At 47.6% G+C, this 13134-nt stretch carries 10 protein-coding genes; 6 read left to right on the forward strand and 4 right to left on the reverse strand.

Annotated features, from left to right (window positions below; genetic code table 11):
• The first annotated feature begins 274 nt into the window (after positions 1-274).
• The 4 genes from MUB35_RS24720 (at position 275) to MUB35_RS24735 (ending at position 4769) form a co-directional block, all read left to right on the forward strand.
• Positions 275-961 (forward strand): response regulator transcription factor, encoded by a 687-nt coding sequence (locus tag MUB35_RS24720; RefSeq protein ID WP_033142262.1) that lies wholly within the window; start codon positions 275-277, stop codon positions 959-961.
• A 14-nt stretch (positions 962-975) separates the two neighbouring features.
• Positions 976-1986 carry a sensor histidine kinase gene (locus MUB35_RS24725; protein ID WP_033142261.1) on the forward strand — a complete coding sequence of 337 codons (1011 nt, stop codon included), beginning with the start codon at positions 976-978 and terminating at the stop codon, positions 1984-1986.
• Between the two features lie 94 nt (positions 1987-2080).
• Positions 2081-2848 carry an ABC transporter ATP-binding protein gene (locus MUB35_RS24730; RefSeq protein WP_244806991.1) on the forward strand — a complete coding sequence of 256 codons (768 nt, stop codon included), beginning with the start codon at positions 2081-2083 and terminating at the stop codon, positions 2846-2848.
• The gene (locus tag MUB35_RS24735) at positions 2838-4769 is read left to right on the forward strand and encodes an FtsX-like permease family protein (protein ID WP_033142259.1); all 1932 of its coding nucleotides are present in this window, start codon (positions 2838-2840) and stop codon (positions 4767-4769) included. Before MUB35_RS24730 ends, MUB35_RS24735 begins: the two co-directional genes overlap by 11 nt.
• Before the next feature lie 73 nt (positions 4770-4842).
• Here the strand turns inward: MUB35_RS24735 and MUB35_RS24740 are convergent, their stop codons facing one another.
• Genes MUB35_RS24740 through MUB35_RS24755 form a run of 4 tightly spaced genes read right to left on the reverse strand, consistent with a single transcriptional unit; the run spans position 4843 to position 9848 of the window.
• Positions 4843-5601 (reverse strand): ABC transporter ATP-binding protein, encoded by a 759-nt coding sequence (locus tag MUB35_RS24740; protein ID WP_033142258.1) that lies wholly within the window; start codon positions 5599-5601, stop codon positions 4843-4845.
• A 3-nt stretch (positions 5602-5604) separates the two neighbouring features.
• Complete coding sequence (locus tag MUB35_RS24745) at positions 5605-7923, reverse strand: FtsX-like permease family protein (protein ID WP_244806992.1); 2319 nt, start codon at positions 7921-7923, stop codon at positions 5605-5607.
• On the reverse strand, positions 7913-9205 hold the full coding sequence (locus tag MUB35_RS24750; protein ID WP_244806993.1) for an MFS transporter: 1293 nt from the start codon (positions 9203-9205) through the stop codon (positions 7913-7915). The genes MUB35_RS24745 and MUB35_RS24750 overlap by 11 nt, the downstream gene beginning before the upstream one ends.
• A gap of 1 nt (position 9206) precedes the next feature.
• Complete coding sequence (locus MUB35_RS24755; RefSeq protein ID WP_148391363.1) at positions 9207-9848, reverse strand: TetR/AcrR family transcriptional regulator; 642 nt, start codon at positions 9846-9848, stop codon at positions 9207-9209.
• 300 nt (positions 9849-10148) lie between these two features.
• Here MUB35_RS24755 and MUB35_RS24760 point away from each other — a divergent pair, with 300 nt between their 5' ends.
• Together MUB35_RS24760 and MUB35_RS24765 are read left to right on the forward strand one after the other, a co-directional pair.
• Complete coding sequence (locus MUB35_RS24760; protein WP_244806994.1) at positions 10149-11009, forward strand: helix-turn-helix domain-containing protein; 861 nt, start codon at positions 10149-10151, stop codon at positions 11007-11009.
• Positions 10993-13020 carry a HelD family protein gene (locus MUB35_RS24765; protein ID WP_244806995.1) on the forward strand — a complete coding sequence of 676 codons (2028 nt, stop codon included), beginning with the start codon at positions 10993-10995 and terminating at the stop codon, positions 13018-13020. The genes MUB35_RS24760 and MUB35_RS24765 overlap by 17 nt, the downstream gene beginning before the upstream one ends.
• The last annotated feature ends 114 nt before the right edge of the window (positions 13021-13134 follow it).

Raw genomic sequence — 13134 nt, forward strand, 5'->3', positions numbered from 1 at the left:
AGTTGTAGACTCTTCGATGACTCCTTTAATTTTGAATAATTTTACATTAATGGTAACGCATAAACAAACCACTTCTCATTTATTCCAGATTTGGATTTGCTAAATGTAGATTTTAAGTGATAATATATATATGCTGTCAAATGGTTAAGGTTAAAAATCAACCTTTGTGATTTGCGGAAAGTTAAGAATAACTTGAGTGTGGTATACATACAACATCATTACACCTAAGAGAAGGCGACTCTCACAACAAAGAAAATTTATATAAGGAGATACCATGATATTAATCATAGAAGACAATCCAAATATCCGTCAGGAACTATCTGTTTACCTTCAGGCAAACGGCTATCCATGCATCTGCCCGGAATGCCGCTGCTGTACCCAGGAGAAACTAACGGCGGATGTAAAGAACCTGCTGCTCTCATCTCCCATTGAGCTTATTCTTCTGGATATCAATCTGGACGACTGTGACGGCCTGGAGCTATGCCGCGATATTCGAGAGCAGACAAATGTACCTGTCATCTTTGTTACCGGGCGCACCCACGATGAAGATGAACTGGCCGGAATCCTCATGGGAGGTGATGACTTTATACGCAAACCCTACCACCTGCCCATACTTCTGGCCCGCATAGGCAGAATCATGGCCCGCCGGAATACTGCCCTTTCTGAATCCATCTGCGCGTCCGGCGCCGCACTCAATGTTCTGATGGGACAGATCACATACCAGGGACAGACCTTGGACCTTTCCAAAAATGAGGTCAAGATCCTCTACTATCTCTTTTTAAATAAAGGGCACATTGTGACAAAAGACGCATTGATCGAATATCTGTGGGAAAATAAATTCTATGTAGATGAGAATATTTTAAATGTAAATCTCTCCAGGCTGCGCCGCCGTCTGAAAGAGCTGAACCTGGGCGATTTAATTGTGACAATCCCCAAAAAAGGACTGATGGTCAACATCTGAGAAAGGAAACTGCTATGACGCCTGCAAACTATCTATATGAAAAACTGATGCTGCTTTTTCTGAATCTGTTTTGTGCGATCGCTATGACGATCTATTTAGCTTTACTCGGAAACAGCTTCTCTTCTGTCCTGCCCATACTTATAATCTGGGCAGTTATCCTTTTCATTGTCTGGGGAAACGGATTTTATAAACAGAAGAAAAAAGCAGAACAGATCACCAGACAGTTAGACCTGCTGGACCAGAAATATCTTATCTGCGAGATGCTGGATAAACCGAAGACCTGTTCCGAACAGCTTTTCCAGCAAACGCTTCGCACAGCCTGCAAATCCATGCTGGAGAAGATAAACCACCTGAAAAAATCCCAGTACCAGTACAAAGAATACATTGAGGAATGGATTCACGAAATCAAGACCCCCATCACTGCCATTGACCTAATCTGCAAAAACCATCCGGAAACGGAAAATAAACGCATCGGAAAAGAACTGTCCCGAATCAACTATCTGGTGGAGCAGGCCCTGTATTATGCCCGCAGTGAGAACGTGGAAAAAGATTACTTTGTCAAAGAATTTCAACTATTTGACGCTATCCGTCCTGCCCTTCTGGAAAACAGGTCCCTGCTTCTGGAAGAAAAAATCGCGCTGCAGATTGAAGAGACCGATGACATTGTCTATACAGATGAAAAATGGCTCACTTACATTATCAGTCAGATTCTCTCCAATTCCATAAAATACCACAGAACAAAGGACGCCTGCATTAAAATCTCCGCCGCCCATACAGGATCCAGTGTCTCACTGATCCTTGAGGACAACGGCCGGGGCATTCCTGCCGCGGACCTGCCCCGTGTCTTTGAAAAGGGATTCACCGGCACTGTCCGCACAAATCGGCAGTCCACAGGCATGGGATTGTATCTATGCCGTAAACTCTGCCTGAAACTGGGCCTTTCCATCCGGGCAGATTCTGTATGCGGGGAGGGAACTAAGATCACAATTGACTTTCCTACCGGAACTTACATACGTCCGGAATAAGGCATTACAATTTTGTAAGTACAAAAATACCCTGTCCCCTGCTATGATAACATCATAAAAACCAAATCAAACATCATCATAGAAGGAGTAAAATATGGAAACTCTGCTCAGAATCGAAGAACTGGAAAAATACTACGGAGCAAAGACACTCATCACAAAAGCTTTGGACAATATTAGCTTTTCGGTGGAAAAAGGAGAATTCCTGGGCATCATGGGAGCCTCGGGAAGCGGCAAGACTACTCTTCTCAACTGCATTTCCACTATAGATACCGCAACAGCAGGACACATTTACCTGCGGGATACAGATATCACCGGGCTAAAGGAAGATAAACTGGCAGAGTTCCGCCAAAAGAACCTGGGCTTTGTTTTTCAGGATTTTAATCTTTTAGATACCCTGACCATTGAAGAGAACATTGCCCTGGCACCTGTGATCCAGGGGACCTCCCCCCAAAAAATCGCCGGCAAGGTAAAAAATGTGGCCGCCCGTCTCGGCATACAGGATATCCTCGCCAAATTCCCTTATGAAGTATCCGGCGGGCAGCGTCAGCGGTGTGCCTGCGCCCGGGCTCTGATCGCCCACCCCAGCCTTATACTGGCTGATGAACCTACAGGTGCCCTGGATTCCAAATCCGCAGGTATGCTGTTGGAATGTTTCACCCAGATGAACCGGGAAATGCAGGCAACCATCTTAATGGTTACCCATGACATCTTTTCCGCCAGCTACTGCAGCCGAATCCTCTTTCTGCGGGACGGAAAAATTTTCAGTGAACTGTCACGGGGAAACAAAGCCAGACGTGCTTTTTTCACTGAGATCCTGGACATAGTAACTCTGCTGGGAGGTGATGTTTCCAATGCTCAGTAAACTGGCTCTGCGCAATGCCAAACGCTCCATGAGGGATTATGCCGTCTATCTCCTCACTGTGAGTATTTCCTTTTCCCTTATGTACGCTTTCAATATGGTCGTATTTTCTAAGGATATCAAAAGCCTTAACCAGATGATGGACAGTCTGCCAATCATGATCTCATTCATCTCTGTGATCGTGATCGCCGTGATCGAATGGCTGGTCCATTATATGAACTGCTTCATGCTGGAAAAAAGAAGCCGGGAGCTTGGCACTTATATGCTTCTGGGTATCAGCAGCCGTAAGATTTCCCGGATGATCATGTTGGAAAACAGCATAATGGGAACAGCCGCTTTTCTGGCCGGCCTGCTTGCAGGAACTTTTATCTATCAAATTCTTACTTTGATCATCATGAATCTCTTTGAAGTACGTTTTTCTGTCAAGGCTGATATTTCCTTTCCTGCTGTCCTGTTAACTTTACTCTATGTTATCCTGATCTATACTTTCTCCATGCTGCGGATGAGAAAGAAACTGAAAAAGACTAAAATATACGATTTCATGTACGCTGAGAAGCAAAATGAAGCCGCAATCATCTCCAACAAGAAAAGCCATTGGGTATTTTGCGCTGCCTCAGTGGGCCTGCTGGCAGCCGGATGTATTATTTTATACGTTATTTTCCATAATACCTCCAATTTTTCACCGTTCCTGCTCCTTGCCGGCATTCTGCTGGTCATCATAGGCCTCTATGGAGCTTATATTACACTGGCGGGTTTCCTGATCAAAATATTCCTTGGAAAAAATGAGCGGAAATTTTCAAAAGATACTCTCTTTCTCTATCGGAATCTATCCGCCAAATTGAAAACCATGAGTTTTACCATGGGAACGCTGGCTATGCTTTTAACCCTCACCCTGGCCTGTATTCAAAGCGCTATGCTTTTCAACAAGTTTTTTGAACTTTCCGCCTTAAACCGCTGTACCTTCGATGCCCAGGTGTCGGCAGAGGACCCGGCTGTGCTCACAGAAGCCGCAGATTATTTCAAGAAGACACGCGGAATAAAATCCAGTCTGCAGGTTCCCATTTACCAATGCGGACAGATGGCGCTGTATGAAGCATTAGACCAGCAGTCCTATGCCGTTGACGATTACGCCATTTCCTACAGTGACTATGCCGGACTCCGCAAAATGCTTGGATATGAACCGGTGAACCTTACAGACGGCCATTACATCATCCACGCATATTCCAACATCAAAAAAATCGTGGATACCAAAGACAGCCTGCCCTACACCATAAACGGCACTACCCTGGACCTTCAGGCCGTATATGATTCTCCACTTTCACAAAGCGGGAACATTGGTATCGGCTGTATTATTGTTCTCCCGGACCATCTTACCGACGGGCTTCCTACAGATCAAACCACTCTGGTGATTGAAACAGAACAAGAGACAACTGTGGAGGACTATGACTATCTGACCTCTCTGTATAGCAGTGACGAAGATTTTCAAAATCGGAGAGCTAACAACTGGAACACCAAGGGAAAAATCGTCTCTGACAGCCGTGCTTCTATTTTGATTTTTGGTTTCTGTCTGTATTATACCGGTCTGATCTTTATCTGCACCGCGGCAACCATACTGGCAGTCCAGCAGTTAAGCGAAGCATCCAAACATCGCTTCCGCTATAAGATTCTGTCCAACTTAGGCGTATCCGACAGAAAGATCCATAAACTGATATTTCGTCAGCTTCTTCTTTATTTCGGAATTCCGCTGCTGCTGCCCATCCCGTTGTCCGTATTTATTGCTGCCTGTGTAAAGAATATCCTGTTGGAAATGATTACGACTGCCGTTTTCTGGACCTCCGTATCCATCGGGTTGGGACTGTTTCTGCTGATTTACCTTTTATATTTTACAGCTACTTATGTTGGCTGCCGGCAAAACACGTTCTAGCATGACAGGTGCACTTCCTATACAGCAGAAGTGCACCTGTGCAAAATCCATCATTCCAATGGAAACTATGCCTTTAAATTCCAATCTGCCGCATCCGCCGCATAACCTTTTCTGCCCGTATATCCAGGTCATCCCCCTCCTCTTTTCCGAATACCAGCTCACTGACTATCTTCCCATCCTGCATAAACAGCACACGTTTTGTTTTTGCTGCCACTTTCGCGTCGTGGGTAACCACCAGGACCGCAGTGCCCTCCTCATTGATCTCTTTTAAAAGCTCCATGATCTCCTGAGCAGACCTGGAGTTCAGCGCACCTGTGGGTTCATCCCCGAAAATAATCTCCGGTTCGCTCATAAGCGCCCTGCATATGCCTGCGCGCTGAAGCTGCCCCCCTGATACCTGGGCGATATCCCGCTCTTCCAGTCCTTCTATTCCCACCTTTTTCATAAGCGCCCTGGCTTTTACGGTTATCGCTTTTCCATTCTTTCTGTTTTCCCGCATGACAGGCAGAATGATATTGTCCAGAAGGTTCAGATTCTTTAAAAAGGCCGGCTGCTGAAAGACAAATCCCATTTTGGTCCTGCGCAGGTCCGCCAGAGTTTCCTCCTTAAGACCGGACATGGTGCTGCCGTCAAAAACTACGGTTCCGCTGTAATCAGAATCCATGCCGCTCAGTGTGTAGAGCAGGGTGGATTTACCGGACCCGGAAGGCCCCATCACGGAAACGAAGCCTCCTCTCTCCATTTCCAGAGATACATGGTCAAGCACCAACTGCTTTTCCCTGCCCTCCCCATATGATTTTACGATTTCTTTTCCGTCTAATAACTGTTCCATACCTTACTCCTTTATTGATTGTGATATACATAGGTTCCCCGCTTTTGCCGTTCCTGCTATGGTTGCCGCCAGCGCGGTAAAGAGCAGAACAACCGGTGACAGGACAAAGGAAGACAGAGGGTCTTCTGTAAATTGAAAGGCTGCTGCCCCCAGAGAGGAAATGGCAGCTCCCGCTATCCTTTCTCCAAGCGTCCCGGCAAGTACGCTTCCCAGAAGAATCCCCAGGATCACAACCAGTACCGAACGCCATATATACTGCCTGGAAATATCAGAGCCGGTAAATCCAACAGATTTAAGCACAGCTATGGAATACTGGTCCTTTGCTGTCAGCAGTTTCATAAAAAGCAATATGACCAAAAGTGTCACAACAACAGCCACAAAACCGGCTCCCACCGACGCTGTCCGAACCGCGCGAAGCGTCTGTCCGAAAGTCTGTGCCACATAGTCTTCCATACCGGAAACCTTTGCATACGGAAACTTTCGGCTGTACTCTTCTGTCTTTTCCGCCAGCACACCGGGCTGTTTCAGATTCACACAGACCGTACTCCAGGCAGCTTCCCGGGTACCCGGCTGGAAGGCCGCCTTTGCGGTTTTTCCTCCATTGGTAATGTCTGAGTAAATACCGCAGACTGTGAGCTGTTTTTCCCCTTTGTCCGTAAGCAGAATCATTTTATCACCGACTTTTTTGTCCATCTCCTCTGCGTATAACACAGACAATGCAATATCACTGTCACGGGAAGGCAGCCTTCCGTCCACATACTGAAGAGGAAAAGCACCGTGATTCCCAAGCTCCACTTTGATCTGCTCTGTCGTTCCGTCTTCCTGCTCTTGGTCAAAAAGTTCTGTTACGAAAACAGCATACGTCTCAACCGCTGAATCCCGTTCCAGAAATTCTCCCACACTGCCTGCCTTTTCCTCCAGCTCCTCTGTCTGCTGTATATCCATCCGCAGATCACAGCGCCCCACACCCAGATAAGTGACAAAACTGCTGTCCGAGATCGTGTGATACAGATTCTGAGGCACCACCATGATAAAACACGCCAGAATGATCACAAACAGCATGGTTAAATAGAGACGCTTCCGCGCAGCTATATCTTTCACAGCCAGAAACAGGTTGGCGCTTAACCATCTGTTCTTTGAAAGCCTGAGGCTTTTTCCTCCGCGGACATTTTCCTGTTCGCTTCCCTGGCGGATTGCCTGCACCGGTGATATCCTACGGAATCTTTTCAGGATCCGTCTGATGAAGAATAGGATAAAAAAGAACAGAAGCAGGGTTCCTGCCATACCAAGAAGGAAAGACAGCCCATCATTCCCGCTTTCCCCCAGATTAGCGCGTATACTCTCCTGCAGCGGACCACGCAGCGCCAGTGACAGAAGAAATCCCATGATACATCCGGCTGCGGCGAGAACGGCATAGACCGCCAGATAAATACTCTGTATGTCAGACACACGGATTCCCACTGCCTTCATAACCCCGATTTCCCGGTAGTCATCTTCTATTTTTGCAAGCAGGGTAAACCGGATGCAGAGCAGGGCTATGAGTATAACGATCACGCTGACCAGCAGGATCACAGCGATCATGATCCCGTCGGAGACCGCGCTGATCATCCGGAACAGCGGCCAGGAAAGAGTCGGCCCGTTGGCCGGCATTTGGGATGCACTGTAGGCACTCTCAAACTCACTTAAGTCTGACAAATCCTTCAGACGGAATTCTATCAGATACTCCACGCTTCCCCCTTCTTTTAACTGCGCATAATCTCCCGCACTTACAACAAACCGCTTGGAGGAGGCAAGTGTGGAATTCATCTGGGAATCCCGGACAAAGCCGGTTACCACAAAGGTCTTTCCGTTTATGACAGCCTTATCCCCCGCCTGTACGGTATGATCCCTGTTATAGCAGACCGGGACCCAGAGTTCACCGTCTTTTGGCTGTGCGGGCCTGTTGTTCTCATCCAGCAAAAAATCAAAGCGGCTGCTCTGTACGCTGAATCCATTGTCCTGAACACTTAGCGCCAGGGAATTTTCTCCCAGCCTGATTTTTTCTCCGCCCACATTTAAAAACTCCAGAACCTGAAAATCCTCTACTGCGCTGTTTCCCGCAGCAAATGCTTCCAGCTCTTCAAAATCCACATCTCCTGTATGCATCTGCATAAAATGCGGCGTCTTCGCATCCGTCATAAGCCGGTCAATAGAACCGAAAAGATTGGTGACAAGGATTCCGGCCAGGGACAAAAGCATAGCCGCGGCGGTAATAAATAATACGGTAAGAAAGGATACTGCTTTATTTCCTGCAATGTCTCTTTGAATAATTTTACGATTCATATACACCTCTGTTTTCCAGCAGACGAATAGATTTTATACCGGGAAGAAGGGCCGCTGTCACACAGAGCAGCAGTCCTGACAGTATGATCAGCAATCCGATTCCCCTGCCGTCGCCTGTTCCGAGTATCTTCCCCACACTCCCGGCCAGTTTCCCTCCGGGCAACAGCAGCGGGGTCATAAGGTAATCTGCCAATACACCGGAAACGGCATAGGCAGCCACATATCCAAGCTGGGAGATCAGTCCCACAAGCCCCCACACGCGGCCCTGTATCTTATTGTCTATATTACCGCGTATCAGGCAGTCCAGACAGGTATTGGCAAAGGGAAGCATGGCAAAAAAACAAAATCCGGCCGCTCCGATCCATACCATATTTTCACGCAGTCCGAACAGTGCCATAAAAATCCCCGCCCCGAACAAAGACGCGGAAAGAAGCCTGACATACCCTTTTTCTATGGAGAAGCCTCCCAATATCATACTGGATACCAACATTCCGAAAGCAATGACTGTCATAAGTGTCCCAAGGGATGTACTGTCTGCAAAGCTGAGCACCATGGGGGACGCTAAAGTCTGGATCATCCCAAGGCAGAACGTAATCAGCGCGCCCATGAAAACAAGGGCAGGCAGTCCTGTTCTGCCCGTCAGGGCCTTCCACCCTTCTTTGATTTCCGGCAGAAATGATATCCGTCCTCCTGACACCCGGCTTTCGATTCCTCTGCGCACCGTCAGAGTCGTCGCCACTGTCACGAAAAAGGTACCCATATCTAAAAGTAACAGAAGGCGGATATCCGCGATTCCAAGGAGAAATCCTGCCAGCACAGGGGAGATCAGATATTTCGCCGAACCTGCCAGTTGGACCATGCCGCTGGCTCTGCTGTACTGCTCCGGCCGCAGCAGATCCGTGATGGTGGCTTTGTATGCCGGTTCTAACAGGGAAGTAAATACCGAACTGATCGTCACACCCACACAAATCTGCCACACCTGTGCCTCCCCGTCCATAAGACAGGCCAGGATAAACAGCAGTCCGGCTGCGGAAAGACTGTCGCCCAGTACCATCAGTAACCTGCGGTCATACCGGTCCGCCAGCACCCCCGCCGGTACACTCAGCAAAAGAGACGGAAGAAACGCAAGCAGAGTGACAAGCGCCATATAGGACGCCTTCCCTGTCTGCTGGAAAATATAGACACCCAGACCAAAGGATGTCAGCCCGCTTCCTACTGAGGAGATAAAATCCCCTGCCCAGAGTGTCAGAAACTTTCTGAAAGAGCTGTCTGTCTGTTTCATGCTATTCCCCGCTTTCAAACATTTTTACAATATAATCAAGATGCCCCTTCTCTGTGCCCAGAAGCCTTTCCATATGGAAAATGAATGCTTCTATCCGCATAAGACGCTCTTCCTCTGTCAGTACAACGAGACCGTCATCCAATATAGTGTTCAGATACGCCACCACCATCTCCATACATTCCAGAGGATAGGGCGTGTCAAAAAGTCCCTGTTTGATGCCATCCTCCAACACGATCGCCAGAATAGGCGGCACTTGATTCATAATGATCCTTTTTGACTTCTGATGCATCAATGCGTTCTGAGGCCGGTGCAGATGTTTGATCATGTCTTTCCCTCCCGCTCCTTCCGTCTCTTCCAGGCGAAGAGCCATAACAACACGAATCATGCGTTCTTCAACAGGGATACTGTCATCCTCTGCAATCTGCCGGGCCCGTGCCAGCATCCGCCCGCTCTGTCTGTCTATAATCGCGTCCATAATATCTTCTTTTGATTTAAAATGGTGGTAAAGCGTTCCTCTGGCAATCCCTACCGCCTCCAGGATCTCATTTGTGCTGGTATTATCAAAACCCTTCTCTGCAAACAGCATTGCTGCTGCGTCTAATATCTCATTTTTTCTCTCATTTGCTTCTTTTACTACCCGCATACCATTCTTCCCTCCTATAGACCGACTGTCTGTCGGTATATGTTCATACTATCATCCCCTGCGGGTTCTGTCAACCAAAACCGGAAATATTTTTCTTCACAATCCATAGAGCTGATGTTATTATGGGAACAAATCAAAGACAGACAGCGCCAACCGAAAAGTCAGCGCCATAGAATTTAAGAAATTACAAGACCTTAAGTGCGATTTCAAGAACAAACGCAACGCAGTATAAAACCGCAAGAACGATTAAACATGATACATCCGGAAAGGATATAATAGCTGTCTGAAAGGAGGTTCACCATGCCAAATCAAACCATAGAAAAAATCACCGCAGCCATTCAATATCTTGAAACACATTTGATGGAAAAAACAGATTTGGATACGGTTGCGGAAGCACTTCACTATTCCAAATACCATCTGCACCGCATGTTCACAAATACTGTGGGTATGACCATACATGAATATGTTCTGCGCCGTCGTCTGACAGAGGCTGCCAAGCTTCTTGTTTTCTCCGGCAGACCGGTTCTGGACATTGCGCTTGGGGCCGGATATGAAAGCCAGCAGGCTTTTACCAAAATATTCACCGCCATGTACAAGCAGCCTCCCAGCAGATACCGGGAGAATGAGAAATTCTACCCCCTGCAGTTAAAATTTGAATTAGAAGGGAGCTATCACATGCTGGACAGTTATGAAAATGCCTCAGAAAAAATCACATTTGCCCAGGATTCCGACATTCCGTGCTGGATGGATCTTGTGCGGCTGGTCATAGACGGTTTTCCGCATCTCAGGGAAGAGGACTACTTACAGGTGTTGAAACAAAGCATTGCCGACAGACAGGCCCTTATTCTGAAGGACCAAGAAACCGCCATCGGCATCCTGCTTTTTTCCAGGGAGACAGGAAGCATAGACTTTATGGGCACCCATCCTTTATACAGGAAAAAAGGCATTCCCAAAGCGTTTCTGGATAAGGTAATGCAGGAGCTTGCCGCTGGTAAAGAGATCAGCATAACAACATACCGGGAGGGGGACCGGGCCGATACCGGGCACCGCAGGGAGATCAAAAATCTGGGATTTGCCGAAGCGGAACTGCTGGTGGAATTCGGCTATCCCACCCAGCGCTTTATCCTGCCAAAGGAGGGCCCCGATGCATCCATTTCCTGATGAAACAGCCCGCCTTGCAGAAATCCTCCAAAAACTGGATGCCGCTTTACAGGAGGCCGACGCGGATGTGGAGAGGATTGACACAGACTATAAAAATGCCAAACGCTATATGGCACAGTATCGTGGCGAATTAGATCCCCATGAAATGTTTCAAAACGAACTGCTGTTAAAGCAGACAGACCACACCGGCACCATTGCCGCAGCCTCAAGGGATAGGCTGGCAAAACTAAAAGACTCCCCTTATTTTGCCCGGATTGATTTTAAATGCGATGACGGGGAAGAAATGATTGTATACATCGGCCGCTTTACCTTCCGCTGCAGGGGTGAAATGCTGATCTATGACTGGCGCGCCCCTGTATCCGGTATGTTTTACGACTATGAAACAGGCCCGGCGGGCTATGATGCCCCTGCCGGAAGGATTGAGGGATATCTGACCAGAAAAAGACAGTTTAAGATCAAAAACTGCATCATGGAATATGCCCTGGAAAGCGCTGCCAATATCCAGGATGATGTGCTTCAAAAAGAACTTTCCCACACTTCCGACGAGAAGATGAAATCCATCATCTCCACCATCCAGAAGGAGCAGAACAAAATTATCCGGAATGAAAATACAGGCACACTGATCATCCAGGGCGCTGCCGGCTCCGGCAAAACTTCCATCGCCCTGCACCGGATCGCATTTTTGCTCTACCGCTTCAAAGACCGTCTCTCTTCCCAAAATGTGACGATTCTCTCCCCGAACAAAGTGTTTGGGGATTACATTTCCAATGTCATTCCGGAACTTGGGGAGGAGCCTATCTATGAACTCAGCTTTTCCGATATTGCAGAGATTCAGCTGGAAGGTATTATTGGTTTTGAGGAAGAAAGCAGTCCTCCGGATGTTCCGGATGAAAAATGGTCCCGGAGAGTCCGCTTTAAATCAACGCTGGAATTTGTACGAATGCTGGACTCCTATATAGAAAAGCTGAATGACACAATTTTTCTTCCTTCTGACTACACGTTCGGTCCTTTCAAAGCAGACAGAGACTGGATTGCAAAACGCTTTGCAGCCTATGGAAACTATCCCATAAAACAGAGGCTTCCCATGATCGCAGATGATATATGCCGCAGCTTTGAGGATGATAATATCATGGAACAAGAACTGCCGCAGCCGCGTGCCATCCTAAAAAGCCTCACCTCCATGCTTGCCGTCCGCAGCACACTGGCCTTATATAAAAAATTCTGCCAAGACTCCGGCATCCCTCATCTGTTTGTCATGCCTTCCAAAAAGACACTGGAATGGGCAGACGTATATCCCTTTCTCTACCTTCACGCTGCCTTTGAAGGCCTGAAAGAGAGCAGGATCACCAGACATCTGGTGATTGATGAGATGCAGGACTACGCTCCCATCCAGTACGCAGTGATAAATCTGCTTTTTCCGTGTTCCAAAACCATTCTAGGCGACTTCGGACAGATACTGAACCCGAACCACAGCCATACTCTGGATGACCTGCGGGCCATGTATGAAAAGGCAGAATTTACCGAGCTGAACACCAGTTACCGTTCCACCTGGGAAATCATGAACTTTGCCAAATCCATCCTGAAAGATACAAAAATCCGGCCTGTAAAGCGCCATGGAAAGGCTCCGTCTGTCATCTTCTGTCAGACTCCCGGGGAAGAACTCCTGAAAATAGAATCGGAGATCCGAAATTTTTTACAAGGCAGAGACGCCTCCATGGGCATAATCCTGAAGACGGACAAAGACGCTGAAGCGCTCTTTAAACACCTGCATCCCACATACCCTGTAGAGCTGATATCCCCCCACAGCACAAGCTTTAAAAACGGGATATCCATCACCTCTGTGCGCATGTCAAAAGGGCTGGAATTTGACGCGGTCCTCATACCGGATGCGGGAAAGGAAACGTATTTTTCGGAATACGACCGCAGCCTGCTCTATATTGCCTGCACAAGAGCCATGCACAGTCTTACACTCCTCCATACAAAAGAACCCTGTTGTTTCCTTCCGAAATAGAGTAGGAGGGAGTGACTAGCTCCCGTCCTCTCACACCACCGTGCGTACCGTTCGGTACACGGCGGTTTCAATAGTTGACATGCACAGACTGATAGGCTGTGGCTAAATCATAAA

It is taken from the genome of Blautia sp. NSJ-175 (genome assembly GCF_022867815.1).
Lineage (GTDB): Bacteria > Bacillota > Clostridia > Lachnospirales > Lachnospiraceae > Blautia > Blautia celeris.